Here is a 16,856-nt window from a genome sequence, read left to right as displayed (position 1 = left end):
AACGGGGAATTTGCGGCCCTGCATCAGCGCAGGGCCGGTATCAAAATCAGGCGGCAGCCTTGGAAAGTGCTGCCTTCTGCGTCTGGTAAGCCCAGGCGAGCCAGGGCATGACGGCTTCCATATCCGCCGTCTCGATGGTCGCGCCGGCCCAGATGCGCAGGCCGGACGGGGCGTCGCGGTAAGCGCCGATATCGAGGGCGACATTTTCCTTTTCGAGCAGGGCGACGACGCCCTTGGCGAAATCGGCCTGTGCGGCAGCATCCAGCGCCTGCACCTCGGGATCGACGATCTTCAGGCAGACGGAGGTGTTGGAGCGGGTTTCCGGCTTGACGGCCAGGTTGGCGATCCAGTTATTCTTCTCGATGAAGTCGTAGATAACCTTGGCATTGGCATCGGCACGGCCGATCAGCGCCTTGAGACCACCGAGGTTCTTCGCCCACAGCAGCGCGTCGATATAATCTTCAACGCAGAGCATGGACGGGGTGTTGATGGTTTCGCCGGTGAAGATGCCTTCGATCAGCTTGCCGCCGGAAACCATGCGGAAGATTTTCGGCAGCGGCCATGCCGGCGCGTAGCTCAAGAGACGCTCTACAGCGCGGGGCGAAAGGATGATGACGCCATGGCCGCCCTCGCCGCCCAGAACCTTCTGCCAGGAGAAGGTGACGACGTCGAGTTTCGTAAAATCCATGTCCTGTGCGAAAGCCGCCGACGTGGCGTCGCAGATGGTCAGACCCTTGCGGTCAGCCGGGATGAAATCGGCATTGGGAACGCGAACGCCAGAGGTGGTGCCGTTCCAGGTGAAAACCACGTCGCGGTCGAAATCGACTTCGGCAAGGTTCGGCAGCAGGCCGTAATCGGCCTCGAGTTTGCGGACGTCCTTCAGCTTCAGCTGCTTGACGACGTCGGTGACCCAGCCAGCGCCGAAGCTTTCCCAGGCGAGCATATCGACGCCGCGTTCACCGAGCAGCGACCAGAGCGCCATTTCAACGGCGCCGGTGTCAGATGCCGGAACGATACCGATGCGATAATCGGCAGGAACGTTCAGAACTTCACGGGTGAGATCGATGGCCTGCTTCAGCTTGGCTTTGCCAACCTTGGCGCGATGCGAGCGACCGAGCGGCGCATCGGAGAGAGCATCTAGCGACCAACCGGGACGCTTCGAGCAGGGACCAGAGGAAAAATGCGTATTGCCCGGACGGACGTCCGGCTTCACGATATCTGTCATTTGACTACCCTTCCAGATAGGCGCTCCACGTTAGGGTGGAGTGTCCTGACGCCGTTGCTATTCCTCTCGCCGATCCCAGTCAAGCGGAATATGTCGCTACGCAGAAGAATTTTGGTCCATATGCGTCATGCCCCGTGTCAGATGCCGGTAAAACAAAACCGCCCGCACCCGGAGGATGCGGACGGTTTGAAACTACCAGCTGGGCGTGACGTTTATTTATAAACGGCAGGCTGCAGCGGAATATCGGCGGGCGGCATGTATTGTGCGGTATCGCAGCCGTTGAAGACATAACGGCCGCCGACGCGCACTTCATGCGAATAAAGGCCCTTGTCACGGCCCGGACCGCCGCCATTCTCATAAGCGAACATATCGCCCTTGTTGATATGGCGGAAACGATAGCCGATATCGGCCTTCAGGTTACAGGTGACGTCGATGGATGCGCCGGCCATCAGAGCATAGGCGAAGCGCCACTTGCCCTTGCCGCCATGCTCCGTGGTCGGGTCGCAGCCCAGGCCATTGACGCTGCAGGATGTGTTGCGCAGCTTGTCCCACTTGACGTAGGAGCCGCCGATACCGCCGCCGACATAAGGCGTCACCCGACCGTAAGTGCCGAGATCGACGTAGGCATTCGCCATCAGAGTATAGGCGCGAACCGAGCTAAGGTCCTCCGAGACGCAGCGACCGGGAACGGAACCGCAGAAACCGCTCGTGGAGCCGCGGAAATCCGACTTACCCATATAGTCAAAGGTCACGTCACTGCGGAAATAGTTGTTGAACTGATAACCGACACCGGCACCGATGACATAGCTGTCCTTGATCGTCGCGGTATCAAAATCCGCGAGATAGCCGCCGGGGCCGCCCTGATAATAATGGGCGCCGCGCAGCTTGTTGAAGGAATAACCGACGTCGCCGCGCAGATACCAGCCGCTTGCCTGGGTGATCTCGACTTCGGGGGCCTCGACATAGGCCGGTGCGGGCTCGGCTTGATAAAGATCGGCAGCGATAGCGCTTGTACCGGTCAGCAGGACGGCCAGAAATCCGGCCAGGGCGTTTTTCATGACTTCCACTCCAGAAGAGGCACGTGCGGTTTCGGCAGCAGATGCCAGTGAACTGTTCAGTCATGGAGATTGACGTAAAATGGTTAAGTCCCGATTAACCACGATCATTCACTATATTTATTAGGAAATACTCAAAGAAAAAGCCGGCTGCAGAGCCGGCTTTTTCAGGCGTTACTGTCGCGGAAGCTCACGCCGCCGAGCGGGCATTGGCGATGACGCCGACGAGATCGTTGACGATCTGCTCCACCTTCGCGCTGTCGTCGCCTTCCGCCATGACGCGGATCAGCGGCTCCGTACCCGAGGGGCGGATGACGAGGCGGCCATTATTGGCCAATGCGCTTTCCGCATCCGCAATCGCCTGCTGCACGACAGGGTTTTCCAACGGCTTGCCGCCGGAAATACGGACATTCTTCAAAAGCTGCGGCACCGGCTCGAACTTGCGGCAGACTTCGCTGACCGTGAGGCCGGAGCGCTTGACCTTGGCGAGAACCTGCAAGGCCGCAACAAGGCCGTCGCCCGTCGTACCATAGTCCGACAACACGATATGGCCGGACTGCTCGCCGCCGACGTTGAAATTGTGGTTACGCATGTGTTCGACGACATAACGGTCGCCCACCTTGGTACGGGCAAGGGTGAGGCCCTTGTCGCCCAGGAAGCGTTCAAGACCGAGATTCGACATGACGGTCGCCACGATACCGCCGCCGCGCAGCGTGTTGTCGGCAGCCCAGCTATCGGCGATGACGGCCATGAGCTGGTCGCCATCGACGATCTCGCCACGCTCGTCAACGATGATGACACGATCCGCATCGCCATCGAGCGCGATGCCGATGTCGGCCCGTACTTCATGCACCTTCTTCTGCAGCGCTTCCGGGTGGGTAGAGCCGCATTCCAGATTGATATTGATGCCGTTCGGCTCATTGCCGATGGTGACGACTTCCGCGCCGAGTTCCCAGAGCGCAGCGGGCGCCACCTTGTAGGCCGCGCCATTGGCGCAGTCGATGGCGATCCGCAGTCCGCTCAGCGTCACATCGCGCGGCAGGGTGCGTTTGACGAATTCGATATAACGATAGATGTCGCCATCCACGCGCTTGGCGCGGCCGATCTCGCTCGGCTTGGCAAGCTGCGCATAGATATCCTTGTCGAGAAGATCCTCGATCTCCAGTTCCAGCTCGTCGGAGAGCTTGTAACCATCCGGTCCGAAAAGCTTGATGCCGTTATCGGAGAAGGGATTGTGCGAGGCCGAGATCATCACGCCGATATCGGCGCGCAGCGACCGGGTCAGCATGGCGACGGCAGGCGTCGGAATGGGGCCGAGCAGGAAGACATCGAGACCGGCGGCAGTGAAACCAGCGACCAGCGCGTTTTCCAGCATATAACCGGAAAGACGCGTATCCTTGCCGATGACGACGCGATGGCGATGATGGCCACGGCGGAAGATCGTCCCGACCGCAATGCCCACACGCATCGCCAGATCAGGCGTCATGGGAAATACGTTCGATTGTCCGCGGATACCATCGGTTCCGAAATAACGGCGTGCCATTTTAACTCCAAATCTTTTCCAGCATTCCGGCAAAAGCTGAAAACAGCCGGAAGCGTTTTTGGCTAGATGCCACAAACCACGATAAACAGCACGTAAATTAGCGCAAAAATGGCTTATATCTTGTTACCAAAATGAAAAGGCCACCCGGAAACCCGGATGGCCTTTTACAATTTTTAGCTTGCGCGAACGATCAATGCGGCTGCGGCTCCATGCCGCCTTCGGCCTCGCCGTCACCCTTTGCTTCGCTCGGACCGTCCTTCTTGGTGCCTGCCTTCGGCACTGCCGAACCACGGCTGCCTGGAGAATCGTCACCCAGGTCGCGGGCGGGCTTCTCGCCCTTCAGAAGCGCCTTGATCTCGTCGCCCGTCAGGGTTTCGTATTCAAGCAGACCCTCGGCAATCGCAACGAAACCATCGTGGTTTTCCGTCAGGATGCGGCGCGCCTCACCATAAGCCTCGTCGATCAGGCGGCGAACTTCCGTGTCGATGGTCTGGGCCGTCGCCTCGGAGACGTTCTTCGACTGCGAGACGGAATGGCCGAGGAAGACTTCCTGCTGGTTTTCACCATAGGACACCTGGCCGAGAGCATCGGAGAAGCCCCATTGCGTGACCATGGCGCGGGCAAGCTTGGTGGCCTGCTCGATATCCGAAGACGCGCCGGAGGTGATGTTTTCCTTGCCGAAGGTCAGTTCCTCGGCAACGCGGCCACCCATCATGATGACGAGACGCGACACCATCCACTTGTAGCTCATGGAGTAGCGGTCGCCTTCCGGCAGCTGCATGACCATGCCCAGTGCACGGCCGCGCGGAATGATCGTCGCCTTGTGCAACGGATCGGCCACGGCGACCTTCAGCGCGGTGATGGCGTGTCCGGCTTCGTGATAGGCGGTCAGCTTCTTTTCGGCCTCGGTCATGGCGGAGGAGCGGCGTTCCGCGCCCATCATGATCTTGTCCTTGGCGTCTTCGAACTCCTGCATGGTGACCACGCGCTTGTTCCGGCGGGCGGCCATGAGGGCAGCTTCGTTGACGAGGTTCATCAGATCCGCACCCGAGAAACCGGGGGTGCCTCGGGCCAGAACCTTGAGATCGACATTCGGCGCCAGCGGCACGTTGCGGATATGCACCTTGAGGATGCGCTCGCGGCCGACAATATCCGGGTTCGGCACGACGACCTGACGGTCGAAACGGCCGGGACGCAGAAGTGCGGGGTCGAGAACGTCGGGACGGTTGGTGGCGGCGATGAGGATGATACCCTCATTCGCCTCGAAACCGTCCATCTCGACCAGCAGCTGGTTCAGCGTCTGCTCGCGCTCATCGTTACCGCCACCAAGACCGGCGCCGCGATGGCGGCCGACGGCGTCGATTTCGTCGATGAAGATGATGCAGGGCGCGTTCTTCTTGGCCTGCTCGAACATGTCACGCACACGGCTTGCGCCGACGCCGACGAACATTTCCACGAAATCCGAACCGGAAATGGTGAAGAAGGGTACATTGGCCTCGCCGGCGACGGAACGCGCCAGAAGGGTCTTACCCGTACCGGGCGGGCCGACGAGCAGCACACCACGCGGAATTTTACCGCCGAGGCGCTGGAATTTCTGCGGATCGCGCAGGAATTCCACGATTTCCTCGAGGTCCTGCTTGGCTTCGTCCACGCCTGCAACGTCATCGAACGTCACGCGGCCATGGGCTTCCGTCAAAAGCTTGGCCTTGGACTTGCCAAAGCCCATCGCGCCGCGGGAACCACCCTGCATCTGCCGCATGAAGAACAGCCAGACGCCGAGAATGAGGAACATCGGCAGAAGCGTGCCGAGATAGCTCAGGAAACCGGAGGAACCGTCGCTTTCGGGACGCGCCACGATGGTCACGTTCTTGCTCTGCAAGCGCTCCATCAGGCTGTCGTCAATGACGGGGGAATAGGTCTGAAAGGCCGTGCCGTTTTCGGTGTAGGTTCCGAGAACCCGGTTACCGGTGACGGTCACGTCGCGAACTCGCCCGGAATCCACATCGCGAAGAAACTGGGAATACGGAATTTCCCGCGAACCCGTTTGCGTCGGCGACGTCTGGAACATGCTGAACAATGCGATCAGCAAGAGGGCAATCACGGCCCACAAGGCGAAATTTCTGAAATTTGGGTTCATCGAACTCCCCGAACTCACACAGGCATATCTGCTGCCCGCTCTTACGTGCCCCTAACATAAGGACGACATCTGCCGTTGCCAAGGCAAAGCGCATTATCTGATGCGTTTTGGTGTAAAAACTATTCCAAGGCAATTCACGAAAAAGAGGCCGGATTTAAACCGGGGGCTGTGGATATGCCGTCCGCCCGAATAAATTGGCGATTGCATTCGCCAACTCAAGGTCGAAACGCGACAGGAAAAGATCGAAAGGTGCGAGCCTCGGCGTGATGGTGACGGCATCCGCCCGCGAACCCGGCTCATCGGCCGCTGCGGCAATTTGCGGCAGCCCCGCCATTGCCTGTTTCGCCACCCCGGCCGGTACGGACGGAAAAAGCGCGGCCGCTTCCGCAGCGTCACCGACCCTGCGCGCTTTGACGTGGACTGGAAAAGCCGATCCGTTCTTTACGAGGAAACGATCGTCCCATAGCCCTTGGTCGTTTGCGCCAATGTTAAGCTCCGGCAGGTTTCGCTGCTCGCGGAACATATAGAGCCCGTCCCGCCGGCGATCGAGCAGGACGCGACCGACCGTCAGTCGCCCGCGTTCAGCCGTTTTGAGAAACCGCAGAACACGTTCCATGCTGCTTGCAGCCGGAAAATATGCCCTTCCGCCAAGGGTGGCGATCAGCGCCGCCAGCCCATGCCGGAACTCGGGACGATCGGGATTGACGCCATCGCCGGCCAATCTGGCGAGCGCAGCGTGGAAAACCTGTGTATGACCGCGCAGGAAGGTGGCCGTTGTTTCGGAAAGCGCCTGTCTTTTAAGAGAGGTTTCCGCATCGATCCGGACGGGAGAGACGGGAAGCGCCTGCCGTACACGCACCCTCTCATATCGGGTATTTTCATTGCTCGGATCGTCAAGCCAGCCGCGCGAGCGGGAAGACACATAGTCACGGATCGCCTGCCTCTCACACATCAGGAACGGCCGCATGATCCAGTGGCGGCCATCGTATAAGACCGCATCCGCCATGCCGGAGAGACCGAGATTGTCAGAGCCGCCGCTGCGGGCGGCGCGCATCGCCACGGTTTCGCGCTGGTCGCCGATTGTATGTCCCGTCACGACAAGATCGGCTCCGGTCTCGCGGGCGACCTCGGCAATCAGGCGGTAGCGGGCAAGCCGGGAGGCTTCGGAGAGGCCGGAGGCCGGTTTGGGGCCGTCCCATCGGCGGGTAACGTGGGGGATGCCGAGTTCGGCGCAGAGCATCGCCACCTTGCGCGCCTCATCGGCAGATTCCGCTCTCAGCGCATGGTCTACGGTGACGGCGGAAAGGCGCAAGCCATCCCGATCCATCTCCGCCATTGCCTCATGCAAGGCCAGCAACAGACCGGTGGAATCACTGCCTCCAGAGATTGCGACGAGGATATGGGCGGGTGTGTGGAGATTTTCGACAAAAGACCTCGCCGCCGCGAGCGGCGCAACAGTCTTTTCGTTCAGAATGCGGGCATCAACCGGCATGGAAATACCCGCGATCGCAGGGAAAAATCAGCAGCTCAGCCGTTTCTGTTCGCTGGCAACCTTGCTCAGCACGGTCTTGGAAGCATTGGGATAACGCTTCGGCACCTCGCGCAGCGTGGCGCAGGCGGTTTCGGTATTGTCGAGAGCGGCAAGCGACATGCCGAGCTTCATCAGCATTTCCGGCGCCTTCGGCGATTTGCCATAGGCCTGATGGCCGTTCAGGAAGGTCTTTGCGGCCTCATTGAACTTGCCCTGGGAATATTGCGCCTCGCCCAGCCAGAAGCTCGCATCCGCGGCCTTCGTGCCCTTGGGATAACCCTGCAGATATTGCTGGAACCCCTGTTCCGCCAGCTTGTAGTCACCGGAAAGAACATGGCCGTAAGCGGCCTGATAAATATCGCCTTCGCTGGTAAGCGCCGCCGTATTCACCGGATCCGTCTTGCGCTGGCTATTGCCCGTGTTGACGCCCGGAAGGCTGGCGGAGGAATTATTAGCGCCCTGATTCAACGTGCCGCCAACCGGCATTCCCTTGGAATCAAGCTCGATGGAGCCGAGCGTCGTCTCTCCCGGTGCGCCTGTCGGAGCTGCGGAGGGAGCAGACGGAGAAACGGAAGCGCCACCCTCGGGTGGCGTTTCGATGATCGTTGCAACGTCGTCGGTCGGCGGTAAGGCCGGATTGACCGGACTGGCTTCCGCCTTCTTTTTCGGCGCAGCGGTCGGGCTTGCACCCTTGCCGCCGGCATTGCCGCTCTCCAGTTCCTGGAAGCGGAACTCATTGTCTTCCTGCGCCTTGCGGATCGTTTCCTGCATCTGCAGAAGCTGGAAGCTCATTTCCTCGATACGGCCGTTGAGCTGCCGGATCTGTTCTTCAAGCTGCTGAACCCGATAGGCTTCATTGGCCTGAACCCGGACGACCGGGGGCTGCTGTTGAGAGTTGATCGTGCCGAAGCTACCCCCCGCACCGAACAGCGGACCCGAAACGGCGATGCCGCTCAAGCCGGTGCAGGCTGCAAGCCCCAGCATTCCCGCCACGACAAGTTTCTTCATCTCATTCGTCCTGCCTTAACTGATTTGCACCGGAATGGCGCAAGCCGGATTTTTTCCATATCAACCGAAAAAGCAACTTAACTTCGGCCAAACTATGAAAAAAACAAAAGGCGGCCCAAAGACCGCCTTTCATTCAAGATCACAATAACGTCAGGCAATCACATGCCCGCGCCACCGAGAACCGTCACGGCGCGGCGGTTCTGCGACCAGCAGGAGATGTCGTCGCAAACGGCGACCGGCTTTTCCTTGCCGTAGGAGATCGTCTTCATGCGGTTTGCCGGAACGCCCTGGGAAGCGAGGAAGTCGCGGGTTGCAGCCGCACGACGGGCGCCGAGCGCCAGGTTGTATTCGCGCGTGCCGCGTTCGTCGGCATGGCCTTCAACGGTGATGGCGTAGTTCGGGTAACGGGCGAGCCACTGAGCCTGGCGCTGCAGGGTCTGCTGGGCGTCAGCGCGGATGGAGGTCGAGTCGGTATCGAAGAAGATGCGGTCGCCGACATTGACCGTGAAGTCCTGCTGGGAGCCCGGCGTTGCGGAGCCCGCGCCACCAAGGCCAAGTTCACCGGCGCTGTTCGGCATGTTCTTCTTGTTCGCGCAGCCTGCGAGAGCGAGCGCGAGCGTCATGGCGATGACAGCCGGGTTACGGGCCAGTTTCTGCATGGGGCTGAGTGCCGAAATGTGTGTACGGCTCATCGCCGGTCTCTCCTTAGGATTTCAATAACGTTGCCGGACACTAACTGATCGCGGTTAATAGCCGGCAAACGCTTATGGTTAACAGAAAGGAAATGTCCCATTTTTTTGCTCCCTCACAACACTTTGCGGCAAGAAAGAGGCGCACTTCCCCATGGTATCAAGTAGAACATGATGGCGCCGGTTCATGCCGGCGCCATCATGGCAGTCATATCAGTCCAGAAGCGGCGACCATGCCGGATCCGAAGCGAAAGTCGGCGTCTTGATGAGCTGTTCATTGTAGCCCGTCAGGTCGATCGAATAGAGCTGCGGACCGCCCGCACCGGCGTTCTGACGGAAGAACATCAGCACGCGGCCGTTCGGCGCCCAGGTCGGGCCTTCATTGTGGAAACCGCTGGTCAGGATGCGCTCGCCCGAACCGTCGGTCTTCATCACGCCGATCGAGAACTTGCCGCCCGACTGCTTGGTGAAGGCGATCAGATCGCCGCGCGGCGACCAGACCGGCGTGGAATAAGAACCATCGCCGAAGGAAACGCGCTGCTGACCGGAACCATCGGCATTCATGACGTAGATCTGCTGGCGGCCGCCGCGGTCGCTTTCGAAGGCGACGCGCTGACCGTCGGGCGAATAGGACGGCGCCGTATCGATCGCCGACGTGTTCGTCAGCCGCGTCGTGGTGCGAGAGCGCAGGTCCATGGTGTAGATATTGGCATTGCCATCCTGCTGCAGGCTCATGATGACCTTCTGGCCATCCGGAGAGAAGCGCGGCGAGAAAGTCATGCCGGGGAAATTGCCGACAACTTCGCGCTGCCCGGTTTCCAGCTGCAACAGATAAACGCGCGGCTGCTGGCCTTCGAACGACATATAGGTCACTTCCTGACGGTTCGGCGAGAAACGCGGCGTCAGGACGATGTCGTTCGAGTTGGTGAGGTTACGGACGTTGAATCCGTCCTGATCCATGATCGACAGCTGGCGCTTGCGGGCCGTCTTCGGGCCGCTTTCAGAGACGAAAACGACGCGGGTGTCGAAGTAGCCCTTTTCACCGGTGATGCGCTCATAGATGGCGTCGGCGATGATGTGGGCGACGCGACGCCAGTTTTCCGGCTGGGTAAAGAACTGCTGGCCAGTCATCTGCTGGTTGGCGAACGTATCCCACAGACGGAATTCGGCGCGCAGGCGGCCATCGCTTTCACGCGTGACACGGCCGGTCACGAGCGCCTGGGCGTTGATGACCTTCCAGTCCTCGAAACGCGGCTGCTGATCCGGATTGCTGATCTTTTCGATGAAGGCGTTCTTGTTGACCGGCGCAAAAAGGCCGGAACGCTGCAGGTCGGCGGCAATGACCGCGGAAACCTGCGCGCCGATGCCGTCGCTCGACATGAAGTCGGTGATGGCGATGGGCAGCGGCTCGACATTGCCCTTGTTGATGTTGATTTCCACCCGCGCAAAAGCCGGTGCGGAGAAAACCGACATGAGGGCCGCGACAGCGAGCACCAGCCGGATCGGCGAAAATATCTTCATGTTGCCAGGCCTTTCAGCATTCATAGCAATTCACTGGGATCGAAGTTCACGACAACTTCGTTCCATGCGTCGTATTTGTCGGCAGGAAGGTTGGTGAACGGAGCAGAACGCATGATGGCGCGATAGGCTCCGCCGGAAAGAGCACGGCGCGTTCCTTCGGAACCGCCAGTCGCCTCGATCTCGGGCCGACCGATGATGGTTCCATCACGGTCGAGCTTCATGGTGACCCGAACGCGAACGTCCGAGGCATCCGCCATGCCGGGAATGATCTGCCAGTTCTTCTGGATCGCGCCACGCAGCGCATCCATTTCCGTCTGGCTGAGCGTCGAACCGCCCGTCGTCTTCTTGCCGCCAAGCGAGGCCTGCTGGGTGGAGCGCTTGGCGCCGCCGCCCGATGGGGCCTGTTTGTTCAAAAGCGCGGCGATATCGTCAGCGTTAAAATCGCTTTCCTTCGAGGAAGCCGATTTCGCAGTCTCCTGCTTCTTCTCGCCGGGCTTCTTGTCGGAAGGCTTGTCGGTGGATTTCGCCTGATCGGGCTTGGTCTCGGCCGGTTTTTCCGCGGGCTTCTGCTCGGCAGGCTTGGTCTCGGCCTGCTTCGGCTCTTCCGGCTTCGGCGGCTCGGGACGGGAATTCGGACGCGGCACGTTCTGCGGCACGGGGATTTCGGCCGGTTCCTGCTGCGCGGGCGGCGGCTCTTCGGCCTTGGTTTCCTGCGGCGGCGGCTCCGTCTTCGGCTGCGGCGCGATCTCGGGCTTGGTCTGCGGCAAGGCGGCCATTTCCTGCGGCTTCGGAGCCGAGGTTTCTTCCTTGACGATTTCCTTCACCTCGTTCGCCTTGGTGTCGACGACGGGTTGCGGCTTTTCCTGCTTTGGCGGAGCGGCGGCGCTGATATTGTCGTTGGGCTTGGTGGTCGGCGTCGGCGGCGCGTCAAGATCGACCGTGTTGTTGCCGACATTCTGGGCGTTCTCGACAATATCCGGCCGCGTGGTCGGGACCGGGGCCGATTTTTCCGCTTTCGGCGCGTTCTTGTCACCCTGCTGGATCTGGCTCAGCTCCTCGATGGGCACCAGTTCCACCGGCAGGGCCTCGGCCTGCGACACGTCAAGCGGCTCCGGCGAGCCCAGGGAAACGAGGGCGAAAGCCAGAAGCGACGCATGCACGATCGCGGATGTGGTAAGGCTGCCCTTCATCGTTTTACGTCAATTGTCCTGTTTCTGCTGGGTCACAAGGCCGATATTCTTGAAGCCCGCCGCCTGGATACGCGCCATCACATCGGCAACGACGCCGTATGCGGCAACGGAATCCGCGCGCACGAAGATGCGTTCGTTATAACCTGTCGTGGCGATTGCCTGCAGCTTGTCCGCCACTTCGGCCGCCTGGATTTCCGTTTCCTGCAGATGGATCTGGCCATTGGCATTGACGGAAATGGTGATCGGCTGCGTGTCCGAGTTCAGCGCATTGGCGGATGTCTGCGGCAGATCGATCGGCACGCCGACCGTCATCATCGGCGCCGCCACCATGAAGATGATGAGCAGCACGAGCATGACGTCGACCAGCGGCGTCACGTTGATCTCGCTGATCGCGCCGCCCCTGCGTCGTCCGCCGCGCCCCCGGCGTCCACCGGAACCGCCGCCGCTGCCACCTGCTGACATACCCATATCATTTACTCCATTTTGCCTTGCGGCAAATTACTGCACAGCATGCGGCCGCTTACTGGGCGGCCTGCCGCGTCTGAAGTTTTTCATCGATCTGGCGCGACAGGATCGCGGAGAACTCGTCGGCGAAACCTTCCATGCGGGCGGAAAGCTTGTGCGCGTCGGCCGTGAACTTGTTGTAGGCGATAACCGCGGGAATAGCCGCGACAAGGCCGATGGCCGTCGCCAGAAGCGCTTCGGCGATACCCGGCGCCACGACCGCAAGGTTGGTCGACTTCGAACCGGCAATCGCCTGGAACGAGGTCATGATACCCACAACCGTACCGAAGAGACCGATGAAGGGACCGGCCGAACCAATGGTGGCGAGCGAACCGAGGCGCGCCTCGTATTGTTCGCTTTCACGCGCCATGGTCACGTCCATCGCCCGGTCGATGCGCATCTGCAGACCGATGGGCGAACGTGCGCCACGCTCGAAGGATTTCTTCCATTCGCGCATGGCGGAAACGAAAATCGCCGCAAGACCGCCATTCTGGCGTTCCGCCAGCGTGCGATAAAGCTCTTCGAGCGACTGGCCCGACCAGAAGACCTGTTCGAACTGGTCGAACTGGCGTCTTGCCTTGCCGAAGCTCACATATTTGTCGAAGACGATCGCCCACGTCCAGACCGAGGCGGCGATAAGTCCGATCATCACGAGCTTCACGATGAGGCCCGCCTGCATAAACAGTGCCCAGAGACTTACATCGTGCGTCGCCGCTGCCAAACCTGCCTGTTCCATAAATATCCAATCCCCGAATCCAAACGCCCGGTACGGGACCGGGCGATTCAAACGCGTGTTAACGCTCGAAGTCCTGCGGCAACAGCCGCCAACCCCTTAGCCATACCCCGATACTTGCCAGTAAGCCTTACTTGCCAATAAATTTGGTGAAAGGAAGGCGTGCGCCGCACAAATGCCAGTTGCTAAAGTAAGACACCATTATGGTTAAAGGAGTGTTACAGCCGGGCCACGCCGGATGGATTTACTGGACCGGGCCGTCAATTACTTCAGGAATTTTTCCGCCACCGTCTCCGGAAGACGCCTCGGGCGACCATTGGCGTTGATGACGGCGATGATGACCTTGGCGGCGACCAGCAGCGTTTCGCCACGCCGGATTTCCTGATTGAGCACCATTTTCGCGCCGCCGGCCTTCTCTGTAACGGTGGTGATCGTCAAGACGTCATCCATCCGCGCCGGGCTTTTGAAATCGATCTCCATGCGGTGGACGACAAAGACCAACCCTTCCTCATCGGCGGTCAGAAGCGCGCTTTGTTCGCAGCCGAGGCAACGCAGGTAGTCGGTGCGGCCGCGCTCGAGAAAATGCAGATAACGGGCGTGATAAACGAGGCCGGAGAAATCCGTATCCTCGTAATAGACGCGCTGCGTCAGGCGGTGGCCATGTTCGATAAGCTCACCCGAAAGCGAAACCACAAGCTCGCTCATATTATCTCCTTGGGAATTTCAACCGCATCGCGACGTCCTTCGCGGACGATAAGATGCTCATGCCGTTGCGGCAGCGCTTCGATACGCTCCGCGATGAAACGGGGCCTCAGATCGCTCTTCAGAAGCGCGGAAGGTTGCGCGGGCAGCCAGCGGAACTCCACCTCGACACCATCCAGCACCCGATGCACGATATCGCTTTCATGGAACGGCAGGGGCTGGTGAAGCGAAACGAGATAATAAAATCCGAGCTCATGCGCCGCAAAATCGTCATAGGCGAAAAAATTTTCAGCGGACCAGAGAAGACGCTCGACCGAGCAATCCCGGTCAAGCTCCTCGCCGATCTCGCGGATGATGGTTTCCTGCGAACTTTCGCCGATTTCGGCACGCCCGCCGGGCAAGGCCCAGTAACTGTCCTTCGCACCGCGCTGGACGAGAACATGGCCGTTCTGAAAGATCAGCGCCGCCACGCGCATGCTGAAAAGCTGCGGTTTCCGGTCCAGCCGGATCATGTGGCGTTCGGGGGCAGAGGTCATTTATCGTCCAGATCGCCGTCATGCCAGACGAGGTGTCTCGTGGCCTTCGGCAGGTGCTCTATTTCGTCGGCGATGAAATAGGGCGGAATATCAAGCTCCGTCAATGCCTGACGGGTTGCCACAACCCAGCGGAACTCCAGTTCGTTATCGCCGTCCTGAACGCGGTGAATGATATCGGTCGGATGAAAGGCCAGCGTCTCCGGCAGGTCCATCAGGTAATAAAATCCGAGTTCGTGCCAGTCCTTGCCTTCGTAGTGAAAGAAATTTTCGACCGCCCAGAGAAGCCGCCCGATCTTGGCCTCGACGCCAAGCTCTTCCACCATTTCGCGCGCCAGCGTTTCTTCGGAGCGTTCGCCCATTTCGGCACGGCCGCCCGGAAAGGTCCAGAATTTTTCATGCGACGCCCGGTGCACCAGCACGTGGCCATCGCGAAACGCCAGTCCCGCCACCCGCATCTGGAAAATGCGCTTCGGCTTGAACTTCATGCGGATACGGGTGTCCTGCTTGGTATCGTGTGTCATGGCGCTGACCTGCGGGCTGGAAACATCAAATCGGTTTCCGTCCACCCTAGCGCATCCATCTCTTCTTTTCTTGCTTTTGCGTCATCTCCCACAATGAATTCATCCAGTTGCGGCGGCTTGATCGCTGTGCCGGACAACATCGCATGCGCCTGCCCGCGATGATGCGTCTGGTGCTGGAAGAGATGCGACAGAACATCGTCGCAGCGATCCTGCTGGATACGCGCGCCGCGATGGATATTGACGTTAGCCGCAAGGCCGTCTTCATCGAGACTGTCGACAAATGCGATCAGCACCTCGTCCAACTCCGTCTGGGCGACACGCAGATCCGCCATGGTGGCGAAAGGCTCTTCTTCGGCAAAGGCCGCAAGGCCAAGTGTGCCACCCTGCAGGGCATCGATATAAAAAAGGTCGACGGTGTAGATGTGGTTCAGCGTCGCGCGCAGCGTTGGAAAGAAACTCACACGAGAGGCGACGAACGCTTCCTGCGAAAGCTGAAGACAAGCCTGATGCAGCCGAAAATTGGCCAGCCTGTTGTTGCGCGCAAGTTTGCGGAAGACCCGCAGCGGATCGTAAGACATGAAGGCTCCTCCATTGCCGCCGAAGGACGGCGTCGTTCAATCGACGCGTTCCAGCTCCGATCTGCTTTTCAGAACACTGGCGCCGTCTTCCTGCTCGATCAGATAGGCGGGCTCCTGCCTGCTCGCTTTCCGCTTTATTCTGGAGCCGGCGATGGTGCGTTCGACATCATCCGTGAAAATCTCGACGATTTTACCTTCACCGGTACCACTGCCCCAGTTCCATCGGACCTTCGTGCCCTTGCGATACACCGACATGATCATCTCCGTGCCAAAGACGATCAAATGCCGGCACACTGGGCTTGTTCCCTCAATCCTCCTCCAGCGTCAGCCGGAACTGCGCCGCCTCAAGATCCTTCGGCGGCTGCATCCCCAGATGTTTCCAGGCCGTGCCGGTCAGAATACGGCCGCGCGGCGTGCGCTGGATGAAGCCCTGCTGGATCATATAGGGTTCGATAATATCCTCGATGGCGTCGCGCGGCTCCGAAAGGCCGGCGGCGATGGTTTCGATGCCAACCGGGCCTCCGCCGAAATTGACGGCGATCATGGTCAGATACCGCATGTCGAGCTGGTCGAGACCCATTTTGTCGACCAGAAGCCGGGTCAAAGCCTCATCGGCGATCTCGCGCGTGACCGCTTCCGCCCGCGCCACCTCGGCGAAATCGCGCACGCGGCGCAATAGCCGTCCGGCGATACGCGGCGTGCCGCGGGCACGCCTTGCCACCTCGCGCGCGCCCTCGTCGGTCATGTTCAGCCCCATCAGCCGCGCGCCGCGCCGGACGATCAGTTCCAGTTCGTCGACGGTGTAGAAAGCCAACCGGACGGGAATGCCGAAACGGTCGCGCAGCGGCGTCGTCAAAAGCCCAAGACGGGTCGTCGCGGCGACAAGGGTGAATTTGGAAAGATCGATCTTCACCGAACGTGCCGCCGGTCCTTCGCCGATGATGAGGTCGAGCTGGAAATCCTCCATTGCCGGATAGAGAATCTCTTCCACCGCCGGGTTGAGACGGTGGATTTCATCGATGAAGAGTACGTCGCGCTCCTCGAGATTGGTCAGAAGTGCGGCAAGATCGCCCGCCTTGGCGATGACAGGGCCGGATGTCGACTTGAAGTTGACGCCAAGCTCCTTGGCCATGATCTGCGCCAGCGTGGTCTTGCCGAGACCGGGCGGGCCGACGAACAACACATGATCCAGCGCTTCGCCACGGTTCTTGGCCGCCTCGATAAATACCTTGAGATTGGCGCGGGCCTCCGCTTGGCCGGTAAAATCGTCCAGCGATTGCGGACGCAGGGTGGTGTCGATGTCCTCACCGCGCTTGTCCGCCGAAATCAGTCTGTCCGCATCGCTCATTCAGGGCATTCCATTGTTCTAAACGAATTCATGAG

At 60.0% G+C, this 16,856-nt stretch carries 17 protein-coding genes; all 17 read right to left on the bottom strand.

Annotation, left to right across the window (positions count from 1 at the left end; all coding sequences use genetic code 11):
• Positions 1-46 precede the first annotated feature (46 nt).
• Positions 47-1,225, bottom strand: a complete 1,179-nt coding sequence (locus tag ACQZ60_RS13805) for a phosphoserine transaminase (protein WP_448735444.1) — start codon at positions 1,223-1,225, stop codon at positions 47-49.
• Positions 1,226-1,437: 212 nt separating this feature from the next.
• On the bottom strand, positions 1,438-2,283 hold the full coding sequence (locus tag ACQZ60_RS13800; protein ID WP_080854266.1) for an outer membrane protein: 846 nt from the start codon (positions 2,281-2,283) through the stop codon (positions 1,438-1,440).
• Between the two features lie 187 nt (positions 2,284-2,470).
• Positions 2,471-3,823 (bottom strand): phosphoglucosamine mutase, encoded by a 1,353-nt coding sequence (glmM, locus tag ACQZ60_RS13795; protein WP_003523248.1) that lies wholly within the window; start codon positions 3,821-3,823, stop codon positions 2,471-2,473.
• Between the two features lie 190 nt (positions 3,824-4,013).
• On the bottom strand, positions 4,014-5,960 hold the full coding sequence (ftsH, locus tag ACQZ60_RS13790) for an ATP-dependent zinc metalloprotease FtsH (RefSeq protein ID WP_003523247.1): 1,947 nt from the start codon (positions 5,958-5,960) through the stop codon (positions 4,014-4,016).
• A 154-nt stretch (positions 5,961-6,114) separates the two neighbouring features.
• The gene (gene tilS, locus ACQZ60_RS13785) at positions 6,115-7,452 is read right to left on the bottom strand and encodes a tRNA lysidine(34) synthetase TilS (RefSeq protein ID WP_448735443.1); all 1,338 of its coding nucleotides are present in this window, start codon (positions 7,450-7,452) and stop codon (positions 6,115-6,117) included.
• Between the two features lie 27 nt (positions 7,453-7,479).
• Complete coding sequence (gene ybgF / locus ACQZ60_RS13780; RefSeq protein WP_448735442.1) at positions 7,480-8,499, bottom strand: tol-pal system protein YbgF; 1,020 nt, start codon at positions 8,497-8,499, stop codon at positions 7,480-7,482.
• A 158-nt stretch (positions 8,500-8,657) separates the two neighbouring features.
• Positions 8,658-9,191, bottom strand: a complete 534-nt coding sequence (gene pal, locus ACQZ60_RS13775) for a peptidoglycan-associated lipoprotein Pal (RefSeq protein WP_003506243.1) — start codon at positions 9,189-9,191, stop codon at positions 8,658-8,660.
• Positions 9,192-9,401: 210 nt separating this feature from the next.
• Positions 9,402-10,709: a Tol-Pal system beta propeller repeat protein TolB gene (gene tolB, locus ACQZ60_RS13770; protein ID WP_003523242.1), complete on the bottom strand. Its 1,308-nt coding sequence runs from the start codon at positions 10,707-10,709 to the stop codon at positions 9,402-9,404.
• A 20-nt stretch (positions 10,710-10,729) separates the two neighbouring features.
• Complete coding sequence (locus ACQZ60_RS13765; protein WP_003523241.1) at positions 10,730-11,899, bottom strand: cell envelope integrity protein TolA; 1,170 nt, start codon at positions 11,897-11,899, stop codon at positions 10,730-10,732.
• A 9-nt stretch (positions 11,900-11,908) separates the two neighbouring features.
• Positions 11,909-12,367: a protein TolR gene (gene tolR, locus ACQZ60_RS13760; RefSeq protein WP_003523240.1), complete on the bottom strand. Its 459-nt coding sequence runs from the start codon at positions 12,365-12,367 to the stop codon at positions 11,909-11,911.
• A 52-nt stretch (positions 12,368-12,419) separates the two neighbouring features.
• Positions 12,420-13,139, bottom strand: coding sequence for a protein TolQ (gene tolQ, locus ACQZ60_RS13755; RefSeq protein WP_003523238.1), 720 nt, complete (start codon positions 13,137-13,139; stop codon positions 12,420-12,422).
• 261 nt (positions 13,140-13,400) lie between these two features.
• Positions 13,401-13,841, bottom strand: coding sequence for a tol-pal system-associated acyl-CoA thioesterase (gene ybgC / locus ACQZ60_RS13750; protein WP_020812213.1), 441 nt, complete (start codon positions 13,839-13,841; stop codon positions 13,401-13,403).
• Positions 13,838-14,374 (bottom strand): NUDIX hydrolase, encoded by a 537-nt coding sequence (locus tag ACQZ60_RS13745; RefSeq protein WP_448735441.1) that lies wholly within the window; start codon positions 14,372-14,374, stop codon positions 13,838-13,840. The genes ybgC and ACQZ60_RS13745 overlap by 4 nt, the downstream gene beginning before the upstream one ends.
• Entirely contained in the window at positions 14,371-14,895 is a 525-nt protein-coding gene (locus ACQZ60_RS13740; protein WP_020812215.1) for an NUDIX hydrolase, read from the bottom strand. The genes ACQZ60_RS13745 and ACQZ60_RS13740 overlap by 4 nt, the downstream gene beginning before the upstream one ends.
• Positions 14,892-15,473, bottom strand: a complete 582-nt coding sequence (locus ACQZ60_RS13735) for a DinB family protein (protein ID WP_020812216.1) — start codon at positions 15,471-15,473, stop codon at positions 14,892-14,894. The genes ACQZ60_RS13740 and ACQZ60_RS13735 overlap by 4 nt, the downstream gene beginning before the upstream one ends.
• A 36-nt stretch (positions 15,474-15,509) precedes the next feature.
• Entirely contained in the window at positions 15,510-15,728 is a 219-nt protein-coding gene (locus ACQZ60_RS13730) for a hypervirulence associated TUDOR domain-containing protein (protein WP_080657615.1), read from the bottom strand.
• 52 nt (positions 15,729-15,780) lie between these two features.
• Complete coding sequence (gene ruvB / locus ACQZ60_RS13725) at positions 15,781-16,821, bottom strand: Holliday junction branch migration DNA helicase RuvB (RefSeq protein ID WP_031234297.1); 1,041 nt, start codon at positions 16,819-16,821, stop codon at positions 15,781-15,783.
• Positions 16,822-16,856 lie beyond the last annotated feature (35 nt).

This window comes from Agrobacterium sp. 22-223-1 (assembly GCF_053522385.1).
Note: the sequence above shows the minus strand (reverse complement) of the source record. Positions and strands in the feature narration are given on the sequence as shown.

Coding starts and splice junctions, on each gene's coding strand:
- ACQZ60_RS13805 (WP_448735444.1), bottom strand. CDS start 1,225: ATGACAGATATCGTGAAGCCGGACGTCCGTCCGGGCAATACGCATTTT.
- ACQZ60_RS13800 (WP_080854266.1), bottom strand. CDS start 2,283: ATGAAAAACGCCCTGGCCGGATTTCTGGCCGTCCTGCTGACCGGTACA.
- glmM (WP_003523248.1), bottom strand. CDS start 3,823: ATGGCACGCCGTTATTTCGGAACCGATGGTATCCGCGGACAATCGAAC.
- ftsH (WP_003523247.1), bottom strand. CDS start 5,960: ATGAACCCAAATTTCAGAAATTTCGCCTTGTGGGCCGTGATTGCCCTC.
- tilS (WP_448735443.1), bottom strand. CDS start 7,452: ATGCCGGTTGATGCCCGCATTCTGAACGAAAAGACTGTTGCGCCGCTC.
- ybgF (WP_448735442.1), bottom strand. CDS start 8,499: ATGAAGAAACTTGTCGTGGCGGGAATGCTGGGGCTTGCAGCCTGCACC.
- pal (WP_003506243.1), bottom strand. CDS start 9,191: ATGAGCCGTACACACATTTCGGCACTCAGCCCCATGCAGAAACTGGCC.
- tolB (WP_003523242.1), bottom strand. CDS start 10,709: ATGAAGATATTTTCGCCGATCCGGCTGGTGCTCGCTGTCGCGGCCCTC.
- ACQZ60_RS13765 (WP_003523241.1), bottom strand. CDS start 11,899: ATGAAGGGCAGCCTTACCACATCCGCGATCGTGCATGCGTCGCTTCTG.
- tolR (WP_003523240.1), bottom strand. CDS start 12,367: ATGGGTATGTCAGCAGGTGGCAGCGGCGGCGGTTCCGGTGGACGCCGG.
- tolQ (WP_003523238.1), bottom strand. CDS start 13,139: ATGGAACAGGCAGGTTTGGCAGCGGCGACGCACGATGTAAGTCTCTGG.
- ybgC (WP_020812213.1), bottom strand. CDS start 13,841: ATGAGCGAGCTTGTGGTTTCGCTTTCGGGTGAGCTTATCGAACATGGC.
- ACQZ60_RS13745 (WP_448735441.1), bottom strand. CDS start 14,374: ATGACCTCTGCCCCCGAACGCCACATGATCCGGCTGGACCGGAAACCG.
- ACQZ60_RS13740 (WP_020812215.1), bottom strand. CDS start 14,895: ATGACACACGATACCAAGCAGGACACCCGTATCCGCATGAAGTTCAAG.
- ACQZ60_RS13735 (WP_020812216.1), bottom strand. CDS start 15,473: ATGTCTTACGATCCGCTGCGGGTCTTCCGCAAACTTGCGCGCAACAAC.
- ACQZ60_RS13730 (WP_080657615.1), bottom strand. CDS start 15,728: ATGTCGGTGTATCGCAAGGGCACGAAGGTCCGATGGAACTGGGGCAGT.
- ruvB (WP_031234297.1), bottom strand. CDS start 16,821: ATGAGCGATGCGGACAGACTGATTTCGGCGGACAAGCGCGGTGAGGAC.